At 69.4% G+C, this 22,927-nt stretch carries 25 protein-coding genes and 2 pseudogenes; 9 read left to right on the top strand and 18 right to left on the bottom strand.

What is annotated here, in order from left to right; genetic code table 11:
- Positions 1–7: 7 nt before the first annotated feature.
- The 6 genes and pseudogenes from VFI59_05455 to VFI59_05430 all read right to left on the bottom strand — a co-directional run bounded on the left by VFI59_05455 (position 8) and on the right by VFI59_05430 (position 4,221).
- Positions 8–508: an NADH-quinone oxidoreductase subunit C gene (locus VFI59_05455; GenBank protein HET6713140.1), complete on the bottom strand. Its 501-nt coding sequence runs from the start codon at positions 506–508 to the stop codon at positions 8–10.
- Positions 509–528: 20 nt separating this feature from the next.
- Positions 529–972 (bottom strand): annotated as a pseudogene (locus VFI59_05450) (NADH-quinone oxidoreductase subunit B family protein).
- Positions 973–1,126: 154 nt separating this feature from the next.
- Positions 1,127–1,480: pseudogene (gene ndhC, locus VFI59_05445) on the bottom strand (NADH-quinone oxidoreductase subunit A).
- 16 nt (positions 1,481–1,496) lie between these two features.
- A complete protein-coding gene (locus VFI59_05440; protein HET6713139.1) occupies positions 1,497–2,747 on the bottom strand; it encodes a geranylgeranyl reductase family protein in 1,251 nt (416 codons plus the stop codon).
- Between the two features lie 125 nt (positions 2,748–2,872).
- Entirely contained in the window at positions 2,873–3,298 is a 426-nt protein-coding gene (locus VFI59_05435; GenBank protein HET6713138.1) for a pyridoxamine 5'-phosphate oxidase family protein, read from the bottom strand.
- Positions 3,295–4,221, bottom strand: coding sequence for a polyprenyl synthetase family protein (locus VFI59_05430; GenBank protein HET6713137.1), 927 nt, complete (start codon positions 4,219–4,221; stop codon positions 3,295–3,297). Before VFI59_05430 ends, VFI59_05435 begins: the two co-directional genes overlap by 4 nt.
- 93 nt (positions 4,222–4,314) lie before the next feature.
- On the opposite strand from VFI59_05430, the gene VFI59_05425 reads away from it, so the two are divergent.
- Positions 4,315–6,132, top strand: a complete 1,818-nt coding sequence (locus tag VFI59_05425; GenBank protein ID HET6713136.1) for a heme o synthase — start codon at positions 4,315–4,317, stop codon at positions 6,130–6,132.
- Here the strand turns inward: VFI59_05425 and VFI59_05420 are convergent.
- From VFI59_05420 to VFI59_05375, 10 genes are all read right to left on the bottom strand, one after another.
- Positions 6,129–6,773, bottom strand: coding sequence for a TlpA disulfide reductase family protein (locus VFI59_05420; protein HET6713135.1), 645 nt, complete (start codon positions 6,771–6,773; stop codon positions 6,129–6,131). The genes VFI59_05425 and VFI59_05420 overlap by 4 nt on opposite strands.
- A complete protein-coding gene (locus tag VFI59_05415; protein ID HET6713134.1) occupies positions 6,728–8,050 on the bottom strand; it encodes a cupredoxin domain-containing protein in 1,323 nt (440 codons plus the stop codon). The genes VFI59_05420 and VFI59_05415 overlap by 46 nt, the downstream gene beginning before the upstream one ends.
- A 49-nt stretch (positions 8,051–8,099) precedes the next feature.
- Positions 8,100–8,927 carry a cytochrome c oxidase assembly protein gene (locus VFI59_05410; GenBank protein ID HET6713133.1) on the bottom strand — a complete coding sequence of 276 codons (828 nt, stop codon included), beginning with the start codon at positions 8,925–8,927 and terminating at the stop codon, positions 8,100–8,102.
- A gap of 7 nt (positions 8,928–8,934) precedes the next feature.
- Entirely contained in the window at positions 8,935–9,300 is a 366-nt protein-coding gene (locus VFI59_05405) for a cytochrome C oxidase subunit IV family protein (protein ID HET6713132.1), read from the bottom strand.
- Positions 9,301–9,307: 7 nt separating this feature from the next.
- Positions 9,308–9,946 (bottom strand): heme-copper oxidase subunit III, encoded by a 639-nt coding sequence (locus VFI59_05400; GenBank protein ID HET6713131.1) that lies wholly within the window; start codon positions 9,944–9,946, stop codon positions 9,308–9,310.
- A 2-nt stretch (positions 9,947–9,948) separates the two neighbouring features.
- Complete coding sequence (gene ctaD, locus VFI59_05395; protein ID HET6713130.1) at positions 9,949–11,829, bottom strand: cytochrome c oxidase subunit I; 1,881 nt, start codon at positions 11,827–11,829, stop codon at positions 9,949–9,951.
- A gap of 19 nt (positions 11,830–11,848) precedes the next feature.
- A complete protein-coding gene (gene coxB, locus VFI59_05390) occupies positions 11,849–12,937 on the bottom strand; it encodes a cytochrome c oxidase subunit II (protein ID HET6713129.1) in 1,089 nt (362 codons plus the stop codon).
- Between the two features lie 108 nt (positions 12,938–13,045).
- Positions 13,046–14,008 (bottom strand): c-type cytochrome biogenesis protein CcsB, encoded by a 963-nt coding sequence (gene ccsB, locus VFI59_05385; protein HET6713128.1) that lies wholly within the window; start codon positions 14,006–14,008, stop codon positions 13,046–13,048.
- Entirely contained in the window at positions 14,005–15,609 is a 1,605-nt protein-coding gene (locus VFI59_05380) for a cytochrome c biogenesis protein ResB (GenBank protein HET6713127.1), read from the bottom strand. The genes ccsB and VFI59_05380 overlap by 4 nt, the downstream gene beginning before the upstream one ends.
- Before the next feature lie 30 nt (positions 15,610–15,639).
- The gene (locus VFI59_05375) at positions 15,640–16,377 is read right to left on the bottom strand and encodes a cytochrome c biogenesis protein CcdA (protein ID HET6713126.1); all 738 of its coding nucleotides are present in this window, start codon (positions 16,375–16,377) and stop codon (positions 15,640–15,642) included.
- 173 nt (positions 16,378–16,550) lie between these two features.
- Here VFI59_05375 and VFI59_05370 point away from each other — a divergent pair, with 173 nt between their 5' ends.
- The 7 genes from VFI59_05370 to VFI59_05340 all read left to right on the top strand — a co-directional run bounded on the left by VFI59_05370 (position 16,551) and on the right by VFI59_05340 (position 21,318).
- Positions 16,551–16,967, top strand: a complete 417-nt coding sequence (locus VFI59_05370; GenBank protein ID HET6713125.1) for a hypothetical protein — start codon at positions 16,551–16,553, stop codon at positions 16,965–16,967.
- A gap of 15 nt (positions 16,968–16,982) precedes the next feature.
- Positions 16,983–17,381, top strand: coding sequence for a 4Fe-4S binding protein (locus tag VFI59_05365; GenBank protein HET6713124.1), 399 nt, complete (start codon positions 16,983–16,985; stop codon positions 17,379–17,381).
- A 67-nt stretch (positions 17,382–17,448) separates the two neighbouring features.
- Entirely contained in the window at positions 17,449–18,219 is a 771-nt protein-coding gene (locus VFI59_05360) for a cytochrome b N-terminal domain-containing protein (protein HET6713123.1), read from the top strand.
- A gap of 18 nt (positions 18,220–18,237) precedes the next feature.
- A complete protein-coding gene (locus VFI59_05355; GenBank protein ID HET6713122.1) occupies positions 18,238–19,098 on the top strand; it encodes a menaquinol-cytochrome c reductase cytochrome b subunit in 861 nt (286 codons plus the stop codon).
- Positions 19,095–19,826, top strand: a complete 732-nt coding sequence (locus VFI59_05350; GenBank protein ID HET6713121.1) for a Rieske 2Fe-2S domain-containing protein — start codon at positions 19,095–19,097, stop codon at positions 19,824–19,826. The genes VFI59_05355 and VFI59_05350 overlap by 4 nt, the downstream gene beginning before the upstream one ends.
- Entirely contained in the window at positions 19,826–20,575 is a 750-nt protein-coding gene (locus VFI59_05345; GenBank protein ID HET6713120.1) for a cytochrome c, read from the top strand. The genes VFI59_05350 and VFI59_05345 overlap by 1 nt, the downstream gene beginning before the upstream one ends.
- The gene (locus tag VFI59_05340; protein HET6713119.1) at positions 20,575–21,318 is read left to right on the top strand and encodes a hypothetical protein; all 744 of its coding nucleotides are present in this window, start codon (positions 20,575–20,577) and stop codon (positions 21,316–21,318) included. The genes VFI59_05345 and VFI59_05340 overlap by 1 nt, the downstream gene beginning before the upstream one ends.
- Before the next feature lie 136 nt (positions 21,319–21,454).
- Here VFI59_05340 and VFI59_05335 read toward each other — a convergent pair whose 3' ends face one another.
- Both VFI59_05335 and VFI59_05330 read right to left on the bottom strand, forming a co-directional pair.
- Positions 21,455–22,129: a redox-sensing transcriptional repressor Rex gene (locus tag VFI59_05335; protein ID HET6713118.1), complete on the bottom strand. Its 675-nt coding sequence runs from the start codon at positions 22,127–22,129 to the stop codon at positions 21,455–21,457.
- 44 nt (positions 22,130–22,173) lie between these two features.
- Positions 22,174–22,410 carry a glutaredoxin family protein gene (locus VFI59_05330; GenBank protein HET6713117.1) on the bottom strand — a complete coding sequence of 79 codons (237 nt, stop codon included), beginning with the start codon at positions 22,408–22,410 and terminating at the stop codon, positions 22,174–22,176.
- Between the two features lie 50 nt (positions 22,411–22,460).
- On the opposite strand from VFI59_05330, the gene VFI59_05325 reads away from it, so the two are divergent.
- A partial coding sequence (locus VFI59_05325) for a sigma-70 family RNA polymerase sigma factor (GenBank protein ID HET6713116.1) occupies positions 22,461–22,927 on the top strand: 467 nt, incomplete at its 3' end.

Raw genomic sequence — 22,927 nt, 5'->3', positions numbered from 1 at the left:
CGGAACCTCAGGTGGTCGTGCGGGTGTCGACCGGCGGGATGAAGGCACCGTGGAAGCGGGTGTTCACGCCGCCGAGCTCCTCGGTCTTCTGCAGCGGGAAGCCGTCCCAGCCCTCGGGCAGCAGCAGCGGCCGGGGGTCGGGATGACCGTCGAACACGATGCCGTAGAAATCGTGGGTCTCGCGCTCGAGCCAGTTCGCCGTGGGGAACAGTGGGGTCACCGTGGGCACGTGCGCGTCGTCCTCCGCGAGCCCGAGCTTCACCCGCAGACGGTGGTGGTGCTCGATCGACAGCATCTCGTAGACCACCCAGAACCTCGGGTCGGAACCGGGCCAGTCCGTTGCGGTGATGCTGGAACAGAAGCCCAGCCCGAGCGCGTCGTCCTCGCGCAGCCAGACGAGGGTCTCGAGCAGGTCCTCGCGGTCGACGATCACGGTCACCTCACCGCGCGCCACGACGGTATCGGGGCATCGAGCCCGCACACGCTCGGCGATCTCGGCAGGCGTCACTTGAACGGCTCCGTCGTGCGGACCTTCTCCTGCAGCTTGAGGATGCCGTACATCAGCATCTCCGGCTTGGGCGGGCACCCGGGCACGTACACGTCGACCGGCACGATCGTGTCGACCCCCTGCACGATCGCGTAGTTCGTGAACATGCCGCCGGCGCTCGCGCACACGCCCATCGAGATCACCCACCGCGGCTCGGGCATCTGGTCGTAGATGCGCCGCAGCACCGGTGCCATCTTCTGCGAGACCCGTCCGGCGACGATCATCAGGTCGGCCTGGCGGGGGGACGCGCGGAACAGCTCCATCCCCCAGCGGGACAGGTCGTACTTGCCGGCGCCGGTTGACATCATCTCGATCGCGCAGCACGCCAAGCCGAACGTGGCCGGCCACATCGACTGCTTCCGAGCCCACCCGACCGCGCGGTCGAGGGAGGTCAGCAGCACGCCGCGGCGGACCTCTTCCTCGATCTCCTCGGGGGTCTTCCCGAGGTGCACACCTTCCAGGCGCTCAACGGGCACCGGCGACCTCCGGGTCGCGCATCGACGCCTCGAGATCGGCCTCGGCCCCGGCCATGACGTCGCCCGGCATCTCGGTCTCGGCGGGGGTCTCGACGTCCTCGGCCCAGTCGAACCCGCCGGTGCGCCAGATGTAGACGTAGGCGACGAACACCAAACCGATGAAGAAGGCCATCTCAACGAGGCCGAACAGCCCGAGTTGGCGGAACCGCACCGCCCACGGGAACAGGAAGATGATCTCGATGTCGAAGATGATGAACAGCATCGCGACCACGTAGAACTTCACGCTGAACTTCTCCCCACGAGGCAGCCGCACGGGATCGTTGCCGCACTCGTAGGCGGAGAGCTTCACGGGGTTCGGTCGATGGGGTCGGAACGCGCGTGAGACCACGAGCGACGCGACCCCGAAGACGATCGCGAGCACAGCCATCGCCACGATCGGCAGGTACTCGGTCAGCACGGGCGAATCCTATCGGTCATGCCGCCCTCGCGAGCCGCTGCAACAGGTGGAAGAGGCGGTCCTGCCGGTCGCCGTCGGGGCCGTCGGTGAGATTGGCCATCACCCGCATCGCGAAGCCCATCACGCGCTGGTTGGGCAGCAGGTACCGCGTGGCACGGCTCATGATCGCGGGGCGCCCGATGATCTTGGCGAAGCCCCGCCCGATCGTGAAGTAGTCGCCGTAGCGCTCACGCAGCACGGTCGGATACATCATCGCGATACCCGGGCGGTCCTTCACGAGCGCCTCATGCACCAGGTCGGCGGCGACCTCGCCCGTCTCCATCGCGTAGGCGATGCCCTCGCCGTTGAACGGGTTGACCGCGCCCGCCGCGTCGCCGATCAGGAGCATGCCCGGCACCACCTGGGGCACGCGGTTCAGGCTCATCGGCAGCGGACCCGACAGCACCCGTCCCTCGGCCGTCTCCTCCGAGATCTCCCACGCGGCGGGCAGCATCGTCGAGAACGCGTCGAACAGCCGCTGGGCGGAGATCTGCTTGAAGTCCTTGAACGTGTTCAGCAGGCCTGCCCCCAGGTTGACCCGGCCTCCCGCGACCGGAAACAGCCACCCGTAGCCGGGCAGCAGCAGGTCGCCCTCCCACAGGTCGAGCCAGGACTCGAACCAGGGCCCGGGGTGGTACGGCGTGCGGTAGTAGCGGCGGGCGGCGATGCCCAGCGGCCGGGAATCGTCGCGGCGCACCCCCGCGGGCTTCGCGAACCGGCTCGCCGCGCCGTCGGCCGCGATCGTGAACCGGGCGCGGATCTCGGTCGGCTCGGCGTCGCGGTCCTCGGAGGGCCGCACGCGGGCGCCGGTGACCCACCCGGTCTCGAACGTCGGCGTCACGGCCTCGGTGCGCTCGTGGACGCGGGCGCCGGCCTTCTGCGCCCGCTGGATCAGCAGGTGGTCGAACTCGGCGCGCGGCATCACCAGGCCGTAGGTGGGCCAGCTCGAGAGCTCGGGCCACGGCAGCTCGATCGTCGCACCGCGCGAATACACCCGAAGGCCCTTCACCCGCTCGAACCGCGGGTCGTCGGTGTCGATGCCCATCCGCTCCAGGGCGGCCACGCTGCGCGGTGTCAGGCCGTCTCCGCAGACCTTCTCCCGAGGGAACGAGGACCGATCGACGACGGTGACGTCGAGGCCCTGCCGGGCGAGGTAGTACGCGGCCGCGGCGCCTCCCGGACCGCCTCCGACCACGAGCACGTCGGTCTCGACTGGTCGTGCGATCACGTCGCTCCCCCCTGCGCGGTTGGGGCGCAGCTTGTGAAAAACTTCACAAAGCTCAGGCTACCGCAGCGCGTCCGAACGCGCACGACCCACGCTACCCCGACCCCTCGAAGGCGGGCAACGCGGCGTCAGCGGTGGTCCCACGAATCGATCCGCGAGGGGACGACGCGCAGGAACCCGAGGGCGGGCACGTCGCGCGTGAACGCCTCGAAGCCGTCACGGGCGAACATCTGGCGGTACTTCTCGTGCCACTGGGACATCGGGGCACGCAGGTCCGGGTGCTCCGCCGGATAGGCCTCGGCGACCCCCTCGACGCGCACGCCGGCGAGCTCGGGCCAGTCGCGGCCACGATCGATCAGCACCGACAGGCGGGGGTCGCGCACCGCGTGCTCCCACGTCGTGTCGCCGACCCGGGTGGACACCCACAGGCCGTCGTCGCGCCAGACGAACCAGCGCGCGGCCACGTGGGGGCCACCGTCGGTCCGCACCGTGCCCACCCGGCACGTCGGCAGGTCGCCGAAGGCCCGCCGCAGACCGTCGAGGTCGTCGCTCATGGCATCGCCATCGCCTGCGCGAGCGAGTCGAGCACCGCCGCGGCCCCCGGATCGATCCGGGGGTCGGGCAGCGCCCGCCGGGCCGTCCGCACGAGCTCGTTGACCGTCGCCGACGTGGCGCCGTGCGCCCCCTCGCGGTCGTGCAGGTCGTCGCGCAGCTGGAACGCCACCCCCAGCGGGACCCCGTAGGCACGGAGTCCGTCGATGGTCCCCCGTCCGGCGCCCGCGAGCTCGGCGCCCACGACGAGCGGCCCCTCAACCGTGTAGCTGCCGCCCTTGAGGCGGGCGGCACGCAGGGCCGACTCGGGATCGGACGCCAGGCCCGCGACGTCGAGCAGTTGACCGGCGGCCATGTCGAGCCGCATCTCGTGGTACGCGGCGAGCGCCCGGGCGAGCGCGACCGGGTCGAACCCGCTCGTGAGCAGCAGCCGATCGGCGAGCACCGCGGCGAGGTCGCCCGCGAGCAGCGCGGCCGCGCGGCCGAACCGTTCGGGGTCGCCAGGCATCCCCCGTTCCCTCGCCTGCGACGCCAGGAAGGGCGCCGAGCTCGCGACCCCGCGGCGCTCGGTCGCCCCGTCCATCAGGTCGTCGTGGATCAGCGCCATCGTGTGGAGCAGCTCCAACGCCGACGCCGCTCGCACGATCGGTTCCCCGGCCGACGGCCCATCCGCCGCCGCCCGCCCGGGAGCGGAAGCCCCGTGAGCACCCGGCGCGGCCCGGTAGCCCCAGACGCAGAACGCGGGACGGAGCCGCTTCCCACCGGCCAGCACGAGCCGGGCGATCTCGTCGACGAGCATCGGCGCGGCCGCGTCGATGCGGCCGAGATCGGTCGCACACTCGCGCAGGTACGCCGCGAGCACCTCGTCGACGGCGGCTCGGACCGAGCCGAGCGCCTCGTCGCCGACGACCGGGGTGGCTGCCATCCGCCGAGTATCTCGCAGCCGGGGCTGGCGGCCCGCCACTATCATGGTCGGCGTCGCACGCGGCCGCGCGCCGATCCCGTCCCAGAGGACTCGATGACCCGGTTCCAGAAGCTCGCAATCGCCACGACGGTCACGACGCTCACGCTGATCGTGTGGGGCGGCGTGGTGCGAACGACCGGATCCGGCGACGGATGTCCCGACTGGCCGACGTGCTTCGGAAGCTGGGTGCCGCGGTGGGAGTACCACACGCTGATCGAGTACGTGCACCGGTTGCTCGGGGTGGTCTCGGGGCTGCTCGCCGTCGCCCTCGCCGTCGTCGGCGTCGTCGAGCTCGTCCGCGCCCGTCGCGGGCGACCGAGCTCGGCCCCGCGCGGGGCGGTCTGGATGGCGGTCGCGCTCGTGCCACTCTTCGGCGTGCAGGGGGCCCTCGGCGGGGCGGTCGTGAACAGCGCGCTCGATCCGGCGGTGGTCACGCTGCACTTCGGGCTCGCGATGATCGTGCTGGGGGTGCTGGTGGCGGCCACCACGCTGGCGTTCGAGGGCGACGAACGTGCCGGCGACCGCGGGTACGCCCGGGTCGCCGTGGTCGCCGCGACGGCGACGTTCGCCCTGCTGCTCGTCGGCACCTACGTTCGCGCCGAGGGCGCCGGGCTCGCGTTCCGGGACTGGCCGCTGATGGACGGGCGGCTGGTGCCACCGTTCGGGACCCGCGGCGCCGCGGAGATGTTCGCCCATCGGGTGCTCGCGATCCTCGTGGCGGCCCTCGTGCTCTGGCTGACCGTGCGCGCGCGCACGATGCGTGAGCGCTCCGACCGCCTGGTCCGGCTCTCCACGCTTGCCGGCCTGCTCTTCGTCGGCCAGATCGCGGTCGGCGGCATCAACGTGCTGACCGAGCTCTCGACCTGGTCCCGCGCCCTGCACGTGGCGATGTCGGCGGCGATATGGGCCACCGTGGTCGCGATCGCGGTCGTCGCTCGTCGGGAACCGGTCAAGGCCGAGCTCGTCGGCGCCGACGAGCTCGGGGCGCCGGAGGTCACCGAGCCCGCCTCGCTCGGCGACACGGTCACGGCCTACGTCCGGCTCACGAAGCCGCGCATCATCGTGCTGCTGCTGATCACGACCGTGCCTGCGATGGTGCTCGCCGAGAGGGGGTTCCCCTCGCCGTGGCTCGTGCTCGCGACGCTCGTGGGAGGCTCGCTCGCCGCCGGGGCGGCGAACGCGATCAACATGTATCTGGACCGCGACATCGACGAGGTGATGCGGCGGACGCGCAGCCGCCCCCTGCCCGCGCACCAGGTGCCGGCCGAGCGGGCCCTCGCGTTCGGGTTCTGGCTCGGGGCGTTCTCGTTCCTGTTCCTGGGCGTGACCGTGAACGTGCTCGCGGCCACCCTCTCGCTCGCGGCGATCGCCTTCTACGTCGTCGTCTACACGATGTGGCTCAAACGCTCGACGACCCAGAACATCGTGATCGGCGGGGCGGCCGGGGCGGCCCCGGCCCTGATCGGCTGGGCCGCCGTGACCGGCTCGCTCGCCCTGCCGGCGTGGATCCTCTTCGCGATCGTGTTCGTCTGGACCCCACCGCACTTCTGGGCGCTCGCCCTGCGGTTCAGCGGCGACTACGCGGCGGCGGGCGTGCCGATGCTGCCCGTGGTCAAGGGCGACGACGAGACCCGGCGACAGATCTTCCTGTACTCGCTCGTGCTGTTCGGCACGACGCTGCTGCTCGCGCCCGCCGCGGGCCTCGGGCCGATCTACCTCGCCACGGCCGTGGTGCTCGGTGGCGTGTTCGTCTACCGCGCGCTCGCGCTCTGGCGTTCGGCCAGCGCCGACCGTTCGTGGCGCCTGTTCAGCTACTCGATCGTCTACCTCGCCGCGCTGTTCGGGGCGGTCGCGCTCGACGCGGTCGTCTAGGCACCGCCTTCGGCGAGCACCTCGTCGATCAGCCCGGAGAGCTCCGCGGCGCTCGTCTCCCCGTACACCGCGTACCGCATCGTGCCCGAAGCATCGACCACGTACGTGTCGGGCAGGAACGGGAACCCCAGCGTCGAGGCCGTTCGCCCTTCGGGGTCGAACAGGCTCTGGTAGGTGACACCGAAGTCCTCGATCCACCGCTGGGCGGCGGCTCGGTCGTCGCGGTAGTCGATGCCGACGAACCCGACGGCCAGCCCCTCGTAGTCGGCCTGCACCTGCTGCAGGGCGGGCTGCTCACGTCGGCACGGCTCGCACCACGTCGCCCAGACGTTCACGACGAGCACCGACCACTCCATCGACCCCGTGTCGATCGGCGGCCCGACGACCGCCTCCCCCTCGAGACCGGGGAACGGTTCGTCGAGCTCGGCGACGCCCCCCTCCTCGCGGGGATCGGTCGTGGGTCGCAGGGCGAACGCAACGAGGCCGGCGACGACGACGATCACCGCGACGACGACCGCGACACGTCCCAGGCGACGCCTCGCGGGCGCCTCGTCCGCATCCCGCGGGGCGGTCGCCGGTGGCTCGACGGGGGTCGTCAGGTGACCTCGACGGAGCCGATCATCGTCGGGTGCACGTCGCATCGGAACTCGTAGGTCCCTGCCGGCATCGGCGGGATGGAGTAGTCGACCGTCGCAGGCCCGTCGATGAGCTCCCCCTGGAAGAGCGCGGTATCGCCGTCGTAGACCGAGACGTTGTGCGGGCCCGCGACGTCGACCGGATCTCGGTTGTCGAACGTGAGCGCCACCTCGGTGTCGGCGGGCCAGGAGAGCGCCGTCGGGTCGAACGCGGTGCCTTCGGCGACGACCGATGCCGCCGCCGTGCCCTCGGACCTACCGCCGCCTTCGTCGGGCGGTTCCTCACCGCCGCCGCCCCCGCCCGAGCCGCCACCTCCGCCCGAGCCACCGCCTCCGGCCCCACCTTCCCCGGCCACCACGACGGTCCCGCTCATGTTCGGGTGCACGTCGCAATGGAAGTAGTACTCGCCCTCGGGGATCGGTGGGATGTCGTACACCACGCTCACCGGCCCGGTCGCGATCTCACCGACGAACAGCGACTCGTCGAGCGTGTCGTCGGTGTAGATCGCGAGGTTGTGAGGGGTGCCCGCGTCCTGGTTGTCCAGCGTGATCTTGGTGGGCGCGTCGGCAGGCAGTTCGATCGTGTCGGTGTCGAACGCGATGTCGGCGGCCACGACCGTGATCCCCTCACCGCCGCCGCCCCCACCCTCTCCCCCGCCGGGCGCCGCTGTCATCGTGCCCGTCATCGTGGTCGGGTGCACCTCGCAGTTGAAGAAGAACTCGCCCTCGGCGAGCGGCTCGACGGCGTAGTCGACGGTCGCGGGACCCGTGACCAGTTCCCCGCGGAACAGCTGCGGCGCCTCGGCGTCGGGACCGTCGTAGATCACCACGTTGTGCGGCACGGCCGGGTCCGCGTTCTCGAACGCGAGCGTGAACGGCACGTCGCTCGGCGCCGACAGCGCGTCGGTCGAGAAGCCGGTGGTTGCCGCCCCCTCGGGGGCGGTGAGGGCCACGACGACCTCGCCGCCCGGTCCCCCGCCCTCACCTTCGTGCTCCAGCGGCGCGGCGACCACGGCGAGCCCACCCGCCACCATCGCGATGCCGGTGACGGCCGCGACCATCGAGAACAAGGTCGCCCCGGTCACACGCTTCCTCGAGGCGACCCAGGCGCCGACCGCGACGATGCTGGCGGCGGCCACGAGCGCCACCGCGGTGGCGGCGCTGTGCGAGATCGCCAGCAGCACCCGCGAGAAGCCGACCAGCACGAGCCCGATCACGACCAGGGCCCCGATCGGCATCAGGATCGGCAGCAACAGGCTCTGCCGGTTCTTGCCTTCACTCATGCTCGCGTCGCTCCTCGTCGGTGCCTCGATCGGGATCGTCGCCGGGCGCTCATCGGCCGAGCTCCGCGCCGATCTCTCGATGCAGGTTCTGGTGGGCGGACCGATCGAGACCGTCGCGCTGCTCCTGATCGAACCAGCGGAAGAAGACGACCGCGATCACGCCCCACAGCAGGAGCCCGCCGACCAGCTTCATGATCAGGCCGGCGATCAGCTGATCGGTGAGCGCCGAGATGCCCCAGATGCGCGGGAACTCCGCGTAGACCGGGTACAGGGGCGTGTGCCCGAACGTCAGGAACGAGGCCGGGATCGTGGGGGCAAGTGACTGCAGGAACAGGTAGACCATCTGTCCGGGCGGGGCGAGCGCCGGCATCTCGGGCAGCGGCGACATCACCGGCCACCACATCACGAGCGCCGAGGCCACGATCAGCACGTGCAGCACGAGGTGGACCGGCTCCGAGCCGACCGAGGCCTCGACCACCTCGGGCCAGTGCGTGAACAGCAGCACGCCGTTGAAGACGATCAGGGCCACCAGCGGCCTGGTGAAGAAGCGGAACACCCGTCGCACCGGCGGGGGCGCGAGCAGGGCCCTGAGCATCCATGCTGGCATGCCGGCGATCAGCAGCGGCGCCGCGACCAGCGTGAACAGCAGGTGCTGCGTCATGTGCATCAGGTAGAGGTAGCCCTCGGCCAGATCGTGCACGGGCCAGTCGGCACCGAGCCACAGCACACCCATGCCGCTGAGGAACAGCACCCTCGTGCGGCGCGGGGTGTGCTCGCCGGTCACGTCGAGGTGGCGACGAGCGGCGATCAGGTAGGCCGCGACGATCGAACCGAACAGCAACCAGACGTCGGGATGCACGTGCCAGGTGGGAAGCACCGTCGCCTCACTCCACGAGGAAGATGCCGAACGAGATCAACACGATCAGGTACAGGGTCGCCGCGCCCGCGAGCCCCAGCAGGAAGAACCTCGCGTACGTGGGGCTGTCGAACTTGAGGTGCATGAACCACATCACCACGAGGGCGAACTTGACGATCGCGAGCCCGATCAGGGTGGGCACGAGCACGCCGCCGACGTCGATGTAGTAGGTCGCGACCTCGAGCGCGGTCAGCACCCCCAAGATGATGCCGATGCGGATGTACTCCTTGGCGCTGGGGTGCTCGTGGTGGGGCGCCGCGGCCTCGCGGGGGTCGGGCATGTCGCGCGTGCCGAGTTCCTCCTGGAACTTGGTCTCGGTCTCGGACACCGTCATCGCCTCCTCAGACCGGCGCCGGCGCCGGGGTCGGGATCAGGTACACGACGGTGAAGATGATGATCCACACGATGTCGACGAAGTGCCAGTACAGCCCCACCATCTCGACCGGGAACGCCGCGTCGTCGGGAAGGCGGTCGGCAGTTGAGAACCCGACGAGCGACAGCAGCATCAGGATGCCGACCGTGACGTGCACCCCGTGGAACCCGGTGAGCACGTAGAAGGTGGTCCCGAACAGGTTCGTCGAGATCGCGAGCCCCTCGTCGTAGAACGTCGTGAACTCGTACACCTGGCCGCCCACGAAGGTCAGTCCCAGCATCGCGGTCGCGAGCAGCCACAGCCGCATGCGCGCCACGTCTCGCTTCTGCGCCGACGCGAGGGCCAGCACCATCGTGAGCGATGAGGCCAGCAGCACGAACGATGACACCGACGTGTAGGGGATGTCGAAGACGTCGGCCGGATAGGGGCCGGTCCCGCTCGCCCCCCGGTAGAGCACGTAGGTCGTGATGAGAGCGCCGAAGAGCAGGCACTCCGAGGCCAGGAACAGCCACATCGCGATCTTCGTGTTGGGCAGCCCCGTGGTGGTCGCGTGCTCGTCGTGCGCCTCGACGGCGCCGTGCCCGGGCGTGATGGCGAGGTCGGCCATGCCTATCCCTCCGCCACCGAAGGCTCGAGGGCCCACCCATAGAAGCCGACCAGCGCCACCAGCGCGCCGAGTCCCACCAGCCACCACGAGTAGAGCACCCCGTACCCCATGATCGGCAGGCCGATGCTCGCGACGAGCGGCCAGAACGACGGGCTCGGCAGGTGGATCGATCCGTGACCGTCGGCGTGCGCCGCGTCGTGGTCGTCTGAGGCCCCGGCCTGCGCCGGCACCAGGGTGCCCGTACGCTCGTCCTCGACGTACTTGCGGTGCCAGTATTCGTCGAGCGCGTGCACGGTGGGGATCTCGTCGAAGTTGTGTACGGGCGGCGGGCTCGTCGTCATCCACTCGAGCGTGCGAGCGTCCCAGGGATCCTCCACCGCCTCGCCGCGGGGCTTCAGGTGGGTGCGGGCGACGTTCACCATGAACATCACCACGGCGAACGCGATCAGGAAGGCGCCGACGGTGGACACCTGGTTCCAGAGGGTAAGGCCGAGGGACTCGGGGTACGTGTACTCACGACGGATCATGCCCTGCAGCCCGAGGATGTGCATCGGGCCGAACGCCAGGTTGAAGCCCACGATCAGGATCCAGAACTGCACCTTGCCCATGGCCTCTCCGAGGCGACGCCCGAAGGCCTTCGGCCACCAGTAGTAGAAGGCCGAGAAGATGCCGAAGATCGCCCCGCCGAACAGCACGTAGTGGAAGTGGGCGACGATGTAGTACGTGTCGGTCTGCTGGTAGTCGCTCGGCACGATCGCGTGCGTCACTCCCGAGAGTCCGCCGATCACGAACATCGCCACGCCGCCGACGGAAAACAGCATCGCCGACGTGAAGCGGATGTCGCCCCCGTACATCGTGCCCATCCAGTTGAAGATCTTCACGCCGGTGGGGATCGCGATGATCGCCGTCGAGATGCCGAACGCCGTGTTCGCGACCGGACCGAGGCCGGCGGCGAACATGTGGTGGGCCCACACGCCGAACCCGATGAACCCGATCGCGATGCCAGAGAACACCACGAACTGATAACCGAACAGCGGCTTGCGGCTGAAGACGGGCAACACCTCGCTGAAGACACCGAACGCAGGCAGGATCAAGATGTAGACCTCTGGGTGCCCGAACAGCCAGAACAGGTGCTGCCACAGGATCGGGTCGCCGCCTCGGGTCGGGTCGAAGAACGCCGTGTCCCACCGCCGGTCGAAGAGCAGTTGGAAGAGGGCCACGGTGATGATCGGCAGGGAGAAGACCAGCAAGAACTGCACGACCAGCCCCATCCAGACGAAGACGGGCATGCGGAACAGGGTCATGCCCGGCGCGCGCATGTTGATCACCGTGACGGCAAGGTTCACGGCTCCGGCGGTCGAGGCGATGCCGGTGATCAGCAGGCCGAGCGCGTAGAACGTCATGCCGATCGAAGGGTCGGTCGTGGAATTCGGCGCGTACCCGAACCAGCCGCCGTTCGGCGCGCCCCCGAGGAAGAAGCTGGAATACAGGAAGAGGCCACCGAACAGGAAGGCCCAGAAGCTGTAGGCGTTGATGCGAGGGAACGCGACGTCGCGGGCGCCGATCATCAGCGGGATCAGGTAGTTGAACAGCGCAGACGACATCGGCATCACGAACAGGAAGATCATCGTGATGCCGTGCATCGTGAAGATCTGGTTGTACTGGTCGGCGTTCACGAGGGTGCCGTCGGGCTGGGCGAGCTGCGCACGGATCAGCAGGGCCTCGAGACCACCGATGATGAAGAACACGAACGCGGCGACCCCGTACATGATGCCGATCTTCTTGTGGTCCACCGTGGTGAGCCAGCTCCAGAAGCCGGTGACCGCCGTGGGCCGCCGCAGCAGCCCTCGACCCCCGGTCGCAGGAACGGTCACGCTCGCCATGGGTGGGTGATCGCCTCCATCACGTCAGGCTGTACAGGTAGGCGACGAGGGCGTCGATCTCCTCGTCGGTGAGCTGATAGTCGGGCATCTTCGCCCCCAGCTTCTCCGCGCCGGGGTTCGCGAGCCAGGCGGCGAGGGCCTCACGGTCCTCGGTCGACCAGTTGCAGCCCGCGAAGCACGTGTGCGTCGGGTCGGCGAAGTGGCTCAGGTTCGGCGCCGCGGCGCCGCCGGCGTCGCCCACGGCGTGACACGCGGTGCAGGCCCCCCGCCCGTCGCTCAAGGGGTTGAGGAACAGCTCCTCGCCCTGCTGGGCGAGCGGGTCGGTCGGGCTCGGCGCCAGGGTCTGCTGGTTCTCCACCCAGGCATCCCAGTCCGCCGGATCGAGCGCCACGACCTCGAGCTTCATGCGGCCGTGCTGCAGCCCGCAGAACTCCGCGCACTGCCCCGTGTAGGTGCCGGCCTCGTCGACGCTGAACTGGATGTGGTTCGTCCGGTTCGGGACGACGTCCTGCTTGCCGAAGAGCTGCGGGACCCAGAACGAGTGGATCACCTGGAAGTCCGGGTCGCCGTTGCTGTCCTTGGCACCCCCGCCCAGCGACTCGAGCGAGAGGTAGATGTCGCGGCCGGTCGGGATCACCATCGTGTCGGCGATCGTGATCGGGCGATCCCAGTCGGTGACCATGTCCTCGTCGGGGTAGGAGAACCCCCACCACCACTGGTAGCCCTCGACGGTGATGTTGAGCGCGCCTTCCTCCGCCGGGCGGGCGAGCTCCCAGATCAACGAGACCGTCGGCACCATGACCACGGCGAGCACCACGGCGGGCGCGATCGTCCAGCCGATCTCGAGCCGGGTGTTGCCGTGGGTCTGCCGAGGTATGCGGTCGTGGCCCTTGCGATGGCGATAGCGGATCGCGATGTAGAGGATGCCGCCCTGCACGATCACGAAGACGCCGACGGCGACCCAGAACACCGGCACGAACAGCGCCTTCTGCTCCTTGGCGACGTCACCGACGGGCTGCAGGGTGTCCTGGCTCGCGTCGGGCGCGCACGCCGAGAGCAGCAGTCCCGCAGCGACGAGGCCGAGGGTCCACAGCGCCTTCTTCCGCACGATCAGTCTCGCTCCTTGCACGCCGCCGCGGCCGGGTGCCGGCCCACCCCCGACCGGGACGCGCGAACTGTATCACCCACGTCTACGCAACCAGACGCCGTCGGTGCATCACTTCGCATAGCTGTGGAGGCCGACGATCCAGAGGTTCACGGCGTAGTACGTGATCAACAACGAGACGAAGCCGACGAGCGCGATCACGGCCGCTCGGCGTCCCTTCCAGCCGCTCGTAGCCCTCGCGTGCAGGTACCCGGCGAAGATCACCCAGGTGATGAACGACCACGTCTCCTTGGGGTCCCAGCCCCAGTAGCGGCCCCACGCTTCCTGGGCCCAGATCGCTCCGGCGATCACCGCGAACGTCCAGATCGGGAACGCGACCGCGATGATGCGGTAGGCGAGACGGTCGAGCCCCGCGGCCGACGGCACCAGCCGTCGCCTCGCGGGCCGGGTCTCGGCGTCCTCGGCCGAGTCGGGCACGAGATCGGCCGGCACGTCGGGGTCGGCGTCGAGATCGATCGCGCCACCCATGATCGGCGGCGGGCCCTGCGCACTCATCGCCTCGAGACGCCGGCGCTCGACGCGGTCGACCACGAGGTAGGCGATCGTCGCGATTCCGCCGAGCGCGAACAACGACGAGCCCCAGATCGCGGCCTGCACGTGGATCTTGATCCAGTACGAGTCGAGCGCCGGCACGAGCGGGCCGGGACCCACGTAGAGGAACGACACCGCCACCGCCATCGTCAGCACGCTGAACATCAGGGCGAACCCGGTCAGCGACCGCACGTGGTACACGCCTTCGACGACGACGAGGGCGCCCACGACGACGAGCAGGGCGAGCAGCGAGGAGTACTCGTACATGTTGCCCCACGGCACCCGGTCGGCCGCGAGGCCCCTCGCGACGATCGACACGAGGTTGGCCGCGATGCCGACGACCACCACAGCGCGAGCGACCTGCCAGATCGCATCACGCTTGAACGCGAGGAACACGAAGTATCCGACCATCGCCGCGAGGTAGGCGAACAAGGCCACGTTGAACGCGTCGTTCGAGATGCGGGCCCACTGCAGGTCGGTCACGGCGTCTGCACCTTCTCTCGATCCTCGCGATCGTCCGGCTCGGGACGTGGCGCCGAGATGCCGCCGGCCGCCGAGGAGAGCGCGTCGACCAGGCGGGCGAACTCCTCTTCGAACTGCGGCTTGCGCTGCAGCGCGAAACCGCCGACCCGCACGACCGCTCCATCGCCGTCGGGATCGGCGCGCACCCACACCTTGCGACGGGAGCCGTACAACGCGGGCAGCAGTCCCACGAGGATGAGGATAGCGGCGGCCAGCACCAGGGGCACCCCGCGGTCGCGCGCCACCTGAAAGACCGAGTACTGGCGGAGCTCTGGGAACGAGATGGTGGAACCCGATCCGTCCTCGCCCTCGGGCAGGGCGGCGCCGTCGGCGAGGTCGGCGGTGCGCTCGGCCCCCACGATGCCCGACGACACCTCGTCGAGCGCCCTCGTGTCGAGGCGGTTCGTCGCGAGGTCGGCGAGCGCGCCCTCCCAGACGGTGAACCGGATGATCGGGTCGAACGCGACGAGCATCGCCCGCGGTTCGCCGCCCCGCACGAGCTCGGTGAGCGCCCGGCTGTCGGGCCACAGCTCGAGCTCGATCGCGCGGTCGAGGCCGTCGGCGCCCGCACCGGGAAGCTTGACCACGCCGCGCCACGGCATCGCGAACTCTACGACCCCCTCGGGAGCCGGATCGCGGTCGGTCACCACCGGCCCCGAGAACGCCACGTCCCCGTCGTCGGTGACTTCGATCACCGGCGCCCACCCGAAGCTCGACTGGTAGATCCAGAGGCCTTCGATCTTGGCCGGGTGGTTCACCCTGATGGCCTCCTCCCGCACCGGCGAGCCGTCGGGCGCGAGCAGGTCGACGTCGGAGACGAAGTCCATCGGCTGGCCCGTGTTCGCGAAGTCGCTCCGGAAGTCGTTCAGGCGCAGCCCGATGCCGGTGAAGTCGTCGAAGAAACGGCCGGCGCGGATCGTGCCGTCGTAGTTCGCCTCGGCGTCGACCCACGTCTGTCCCTCGACGACGGCGATCAGCCCGCTGAACCCGGTGCCCTTGCCGTAGACCACGCCGGCCAGCAGCAGGATGAACGCCCAATGGAAGGCGAGGCTCCCGACCTCGCGGGCGATGCCCTTGTCCGCCGCGAGCGCCTCGCGATCAGGATCCCGCGCGACGCGGAACCTCCGCCGGCGCAGCGTGCGGCGGGCCGCCTCGATCGCCCGGTCGGGGGGCTCGGCGACCGACACGTCCGCGTAGTGCGGGAAGGCGTCGATCTCGCGGGCCTGCATCGGCGGGGTTCGCACGGCCCGCCAGAGCGCCCTCGTCCTCGGCACGAGGCACGCGACGAGCGAGACGAACAGCAGCGTCACGAGCAGGACGAACCACCACGACCCGAAGACGTCGAACAGCCCGGCCCGGTCGAAAAACGTTCCCCAGAACGGGTGGTCGGCCCGGTAGCCCAGCACGCGGTCGGGGGTGTTCGGCCATTGGGGCAGCAGCGACCCCGCGACCGAGGCCAGCGCGATCATCAGCAGCAGGATCAGCGCCGTGCGCATCGAACGCAGGGTCCGCCAGACGAGGGCGACCGACTGACGCAGCGTGAGGCGCTGGGACGAGGACATGGGACCGGGGGCCATCCTAGCTGCGCGCCATCAGATGCCCAGGGTGAAGCGCTCGGCGAGTGGCGCGACGATGCGCGTGAACTCCCCGGTGAACAGCAGCACGCCGACCGCGATCATGAGCGACCCCGAGACGATCCCGATCGGCGTGTACCGGCGCTTCACCCAGTCGAAGGCGCCCATGAACCTCGTCACCCCGAGACCGACGAGCAGGAACGGCAGGCCGAGCCCTGCCGAGTAACAGACAAGCAGCACCACCGCCCTCGCCGTGCTCCCACTCGCGGCGATCGCGAGGATCGACCCGAGCACGGGCCCGATGCAGGGGGTCCAGCCCGCGGCGAACGCCATGCCGAGCGGCACCGCGCCGACGCCCGGGCGCACGCGGGCGAGGAACGGGCGGCGCTCGGCGTACAGCGCCATCGAGCCGCGCCGCAGCGCGTACCCGATCATCAGCACCCCGAACGTGATCACGATCGCGCCGCCCACCCGCTGCCCGGTCGTCCCCTTGAACACCCGCACGAACGTCGAAGCGAACGCCCCGAGCAACACGAACACGATCGTGAACCCCAGGATGAACAGCAGCATCGGCGCCAGCGGCGTGCGATCGACGCCCGACTCCTCGCCGACGATCTGCTCGCCCGTGATGAACGAGAGGTAGCCGGGCAACAACGGCCACACGCACGGGCTGAGACAGGAGACGAGGCCCGCGGCGAACGCCAAGGCGGGCGCCCACCACGAGGAGAGGCCGGTCTGCACGATGTCGGCGATCACGGTAGCTCCGGGCGATTGTCTTGCGTGGACCGTGGACCTGCAGCGATAGTAGTCGCGACGCTTGTGAAACGATTCACGAGGGTCGGGCGGTCGTCGGGCGCGCGCGACACATGTCTATAATCGCCCCGCCTCAGGGAGACTCGCCCACGGAGACGCTAGGAACCCAGGAGCGTATGAGCCAGGTCGAGAGCACGACGCCCACCCAGACCCGGAGAGAACGCGTCGAGGCGTTCCTGAAGGTGTTCGAGTGGTCGTGGACCACGGCCGTCGTCTTCTCATTGGGACTCGTCTTCTTCCTGTTGATCTCGACGTCGGTGCTCCCGTCGTTCTGGCTGTACTTCTCCGAGCAGACGCTCGGCTGGCAGGGCCCGACCGACATCGAGGCCGCACTCCAAGAGATCCCCACCTTGCTCCCGGGGGGTGATCCCGGGGAGTACCAAGAGCTGCTGCTGCAGGTGCGCGACGCGATCGCGATGGGTCTGTCCACGGTGCCGATCATCCTCGTACTGGTGGTGGCGGCGATCTTGCAGAACTGGCGTCGCAAGCTCCGCGGCGCGTCCGACAGCCGGCCGGCCGGCGGATACCGGTAGGAGCGGAGCCCTCCGATGCCCTACACCAAGACCGAGGTCGACATCCACGAGGACTACACCGTGGAGGCCGTCGATCCGGCGTGGCTCGCCCAGGGGGTCAAGTCACCGAAGCACCTGATGCTCGACCCCGACAACTGCATCCTCTGTCGGGCATGCGAGGACGTCTGCCCGTGGAACTGCATCTACATGATGTCGCCCGGCATCGTCACCGGCGCCGCCGAGCACGCCGTTGGCGACGAGGTGGACAACGCCACGGCGGTCTTCGTGGTCGACGACAACGCGTGCACGCGCTGCTCCGTGTGCGTCGACCGCTGCCCCACCGACACCCTGTACTATGCGCGACTGCCCGAGGGTTCCAAGGGCGGACAGCGCACGATGGCCGAGGTCCCCGCGTCGCAGGCAGAAGGCGTATGAGCGCCCGCGGCGTCCCGACGGTTCTCGCGCTCATGCAGCCGAAGGCGGTAGCGCGAAGGGAGAGAACGTGAAGCTGAAGCCGCCGTCACCCGGCGATCTGGGTGATCGGATCAGGGAGACCGAGGTCTGGAAGTCGATCTTCCGGCCGGGCTCGATCTTCCGGAAGGGCTACAAGGACACGTCGCGCGACCGCGCGCTCGCGACGATGAACAACGTCCTGTACCACCTGCACCCGGTGAAGGTGAAGCGGCACGGGCTGAAGCTCACCTACACGTTCTGCTTGGGCGGACTCTCGTTCTTCCTGTTCATCCTGCTGACGATCACCGGCATCTTCCTGATGTTCTTCTACCGCCCCACGGCCGACATCGGCGGCGCGCAGGCGTTCGCCGACATGCAGAACATCCGGACATCGGTGTTCTTCGGCGACCTGGTGCGCAACCTGCACCGGTGGGGCGCGCACCTCATGGTCTTCAGCGTGACGCTGCACATGGCGCGGGTCTTCTACACCGGGGCGTACAAGCCGCCGCGCGAGTTCAACTGGGTCGTCGGCGTGATCCTGCTCTTCCTCACGCTCGGCCTGTCGTTCACGGGCTACCTGCTGCCGTGGGACCAGCTCGCGATCTGGGCGGTCACGGTGGGCACGTCGCTCGCGGGGTACTCACCCTTCATCGCGAAGCAGGCGAACTTCCTGCTGCTCGGCGGTGTCGTGGTCGGCCCCGAGACCTTGCTCCGCTGGTACACGCTGCACGTGATCGGGTTGCCGTTCGTGTTGGTGATCTTCCTCGCGGTGCACTTCTGGCGTATCCGCAAGGACGGCGGCATCTCGGGACCGCTCTAGAGGGAACCAGGGGACGACATGGCCAAGGAAGACACCCCGCTCGACCAAGCAGTCTTCGACTCCGCGCTCGAGGCCGAGCTCGCCAAGGGCACCGACCGGCGCGTGGCCGAAGGCCGGGCCCGTTCGGCCGCGGTGCGCGCCTACCGCGCCGCCAACCCTGAGGAAGCCGCGAAGCACGAGGCCGCGGGTGCCAAGCCCGCCGCTGCCGCCGCTGCCGGCGGGGGCGGCACGACCCCTGCAGCTGCCGCAGCCCCTGCAGCTGCCGCCCCGGCCGCCGCCGCTCCTGCGGGAGCCCCCGTCGCCGTCGCAGCCGCCGCCGTCACGACCCCGACGCGCGAGGCGCCGCTGCCGACCGGCAACGTCCCCACGCCGAAGAAGGGCGCCGAGGACAAGCACCGGCTGCTCGCGCTCGTGCCCCCCGAGGGCATCCAGCGCGTGGAGCGCGAACAGGGCGATCGCGTGAACGTCTGGCCGCACCTGTTGATCGAAGAGTTCGTGGCGATGTTCATCCTGCTCGCCGGCCTGACGCTGTTCTCCACCTTCATCAACGCGCCGCTGCGCGAGCTCGCGAACCCGAACCTCACGCCGAACCCGTCGAAGGCGCCGTGGTACTTCCTCGGCCTGCAGGAGCTGCTGCGCTACTTCCACCCGATGGTCGCAGGCATCACGATCCCGACGTTCATCCTGGTCGGGCTCGCGGCGATCCCTTACGTCGACCGCAACCCGAGCAACAAGCCCGGCGACCGCAAGATCGCGATCACGATGTTCACGATCCTCTTCATGTTCGGCGGCGTGCTCACGATCATCGGCTCGTTCTTCCGCGGTCCCGGCTACAACTGGGTGTGGCCCTGGGCGCAGGGGGTGTTCTTCGAACTGTGAGCACGCTGTTCCCCGGTCTGTTGGGCATCTCCACGCCGTTGGTTGCCGCGATCCTGGCGTTCGTGGTGCTCGACATCTTCGCGATCGTCTTCGGCCTCTCGTTCGTGCGGGCGAACCGGGCCGCCCGCGAGACGGCCGACGGCCAGATCGAGGTGGCCGGCAAGCCGGTCAAGTCGCTGTCCCGCCGTGACTTCTTCCGTCGCTCGCTGTTGACCTCGCTCGTGATCTTCGGCGCACAGTTCGGCGGCGCGACGATCGCCTTCCTCTGGCCGAACCTGAAGGGCGGGTTCGGATCCTTGGTGGACGCCGGCAACATCGACGACATCAAGGCGGAGATCAACGACGCCGGCGTGGCCTACAACGGCACGGGTCGCTTCTACGTCGTCGAGTACAGGGGGTCGCCGACCGGCGACATCGACTACGCGACCGAAGGCGTGACGGCCGAGGGCATCATGCCCCTGTACCAGCGGTGCGTGCACCTCGGCTGCCGGGTGCCGTACTGCGGCTCGTCGAAGTGGTTCGAGTGCCCCTGCCACGGCTCGAAGTACAACACCGCGGGCGAGTACAAGCTCGGCCCGGCGCCGCACGGGTTGGACCGCTTCAAGGTGTCGGTGAGCGAGACCGGCGACGTCCTCGTCGACACGGCCGAGGTGATCCTCGGGCCTCCACGGGGTGCCGACACGATCAAGGACCCGCCGTCGGGCCCGTTCTGCGTGGCGGTGCAGTGATGCTCGGCCTCTCCCAGGCGCAGGGCATCGTCCTGGCGGTCGGTGGGGCGATCTTCGTGGCGATCGCCGGCGCCGTCCTCGTCCTTCGCGGGCGAGCTCGTCAGGAGGCCGACATCCCCAACGCGATGCGCCCGGGACCGTCCGACCCGGACCTGGAGACGCCCCTCCTGCAGAAGCTCCAGGGCTGGGGCGTGGTGCTCGTCCTGTTCTTCGTCATCTGGATGCCGGCCGTCTGGCTGCTCGAACCCGAACAGAACCTCGATCAGGAGCAGGACCTGTCCGACGATGCGATCGCACGGGGCGCGGCCGCCGTCCAGCTGTTCACCGAGGAGAACCAGGGCGGCGTCGGGTGCGTGCAGTGCCACGGGCCAACACTCGAGGGGTCGCTCATCCTCAACACGCTCACCCCCGACGACCCCAACGACGTTGTCCCGACGCCGAACCTCACCACGGTGTGCGGGGGGCCGTTCACCAGCCACGCGGCCATCTACGGGCTGAGGGACATCTACACGACGATCGATCAGGGCCGCGGGCTGATGCCCTCGTGGAGCATCCGGTACGCCGGCGCGCTCGGCGACCAGCAGATCAACGACATCGTGAACTACCTCGTGAGCATCCAGGACGAGGAGCAGGTCCCGTTCGAGAACAACGTGTGCACGAACCCGGAGGCCGTCGACGCCGCGGTCGAGGAGTTCCTGAACGGCAACCTCGCCGACAAGCCGAACCCGACGACCAATATCCAGCTCTGATGATCGGCGCCGGCTGCCTCGGGTTCGAGATCGGGTGCGAGACCCTGATCAAGGGCGGGCTCACCGTGATCATGTCGTTCGTGCTGTTCGTCGGGAGCATCCTGCTCGTGCTCGCGGCGGTGTTCGGCCGGCGCATGGGGTACCTGGTCCTGGCCGTCTCGTTCTTCGGCTGGATGATCATCCTGTCGTCGCTGTGGACGTTCGGCTTCTTCTCGCAGGGCCTCGACACGCCCGTGAACCTCGGTCCGCGCGGCACCGAGCCCGCGTGGGTGGTCGAGTCGGCCGGGACCGATCCCGAGCCGGTCTACGAGGCGTTCGCCGCGTACCCCGGCGACGGATGGCGCGAGCCCGGCGACAACGACGAGGACACGGCGTCGGTCCAGTCGGTGACGTCGGCGACGCAGGGCTTCCTCGCGGAGCAGGCGAACGAGGAGCTCGGCAAGGGCGAGCACGAGCCCGGGGCGCTCACGACGACGGACTTCACCGTCCAGAACATCGAGTTCTTCGCGACCGAGGACGGGGTCTCGCTCGCCGCCGCCCACGCGTTCTTCACCGACGGCGGGCCGATCCTCACGGTCTACCTCCGCCACGACTCGGGCAGCGTCGACCGCTACTCCTGGATGTTCCTGATCGGCTCGACGCTCTTGTTCGGCGCCCACCTCCCGTTCCTGGACCGGGCGGAGCGCAAACGCAAGGAGATCCTGACGGGCGGGACGGCCCCGCCGTGGTACGGACCCGCTTAGGAGGACCGATGCTCGCGCAGGAAGCCGCGCCGTTGATCGAACAGGGGGCCGTCCAGTTCATCCTGTTCGGCGTGACCGTGATCGTGATCTTCATCGCGCTCTGGTTCACGATCGCGAAGTAGTCCCACGGATCCGGCTAGGCGTCCGCGGATGCCCTGCGCCGACCCTTGACCTCGGCGAGCGCGGCCTTGCGTTGCTCGTAGTAGGTGAGGATCTGGAGCTCGACGGCCAGATCCACCTTCCGGACCGACACCCCCTCGGGGACGACCAGCGACACCGGCGCGAAGTTCAGGATCGAACGAACGCCGGCTTCCACCATCGCGTCGGCGACGGACTGCGCGGCGGGCGCGGGCGTGCAGATCACCCCGATCAACACGTCGTGGTCGCGAGCGATGACCGGCAGGTCCTCCAGCGGACGGATCCGGAGACCGCCGACGTCTTCCCCCACCTTCTCCGGGTCGTTGTCGACGAGCGCCGCCGGCCGGAACCCGCGCTCCGCGAACCCACGGTAGTTGGCGAGCGCGTGCCCGAGGTTGCCGATCCCGGCGATCACGATCGACCAGTGCTGCGTGAGCCCCAGCTCGCGTCGGATCTGATGGACGAGGTACGCGACGTCGTAGCCGACGCCTCGCGTCCCGTAGGAGCCCAGGTGCGACAGATCCTTGCGGACCTTGGCCGAGTTCACGCCGGTCAGCTCCGCGAGCTCCTCCGAGGACACCGTCGGGGTCCCCGACTCCGCGAGCTCGACCAGAGCTCGGAGGTACACGGGCAGCCGTCCCACCGTGGCCTCCGGGATCGAACGTTCGATCACTCCCGGGGATAATAGTGCATTCGTGAATCCGATTCACGAATGCACTAGGTCGCCACCGCCTCCGCGAAGCGATCGGCGTCCACGCGGATCTCGAACAGCTCCTGCCCGTCGACCAGCACCACGGGGATCCGGATCCCGTACTCGAGCTCGAGCTCGTCGTCCCCGGAGACGTCCAGCTCCCGGTAGTCGAACGGCGTCCTCGCCCGCTCCGCCATGATCACCTCGCGGGCCTCGTCACACAGGCCGCATCGGGGTCGCGAGTACATCAGGACCTCGGGCACCGTCGCATGCTAGCGAGGGAGCGGTGGTCGCCGTGTGGTAGGAACAGCCCGTGGGAGAGGACGACCGGCACGATCTCGAGCTCCACCGGCTGGTCTCCGCTCGCGAACGATCGGCCTTCGACGAGCTCTACCGCCGGTACGCCCGCTCGGCCTACGGGGTGGCGTTGCGCGTCACCTCGCAGGACCTGATCGCCCAGGAGGTCGTCCAGGATGCCTTCCTAGCCCTGTGGCGAGCGCCCGAGGCGTTCGACCCCACGCGAGGCGCGTTCCGGTCGTTCTTCCTCTCCCTGGTCCACCATCGCGCCGTCGATGCGGTCCGGCGCGAGGAACGCCTGCGCAGACGGACCGAGCGGGCGGCGAACCTCGAGCCCGCGACCGGCGAAGACCCTGCGGAGGACGTCGTCGAGGACGCGTACCTGCGCGTTCGGCGCAAGGAGGTTCGCGCCGCGCTCACGACCCTTCCTCCGGCGCAGCAACAGGTGCTCGAGATGGCGTATCTCGACGGCAAGACGCAGGC

It is taken from the genome of Actinomycetota bacterium, assembly GCA_035697485.1.
GTDB lineage: Bacteria > Actinomycetota > UBA4738 > UBA4738 > HRBIN12 > JAOUEA01.
Note: the sequence above shows the minus strand (reverse complement) of the source record. Positions and strands in the feature narration are given on the sequence as shown.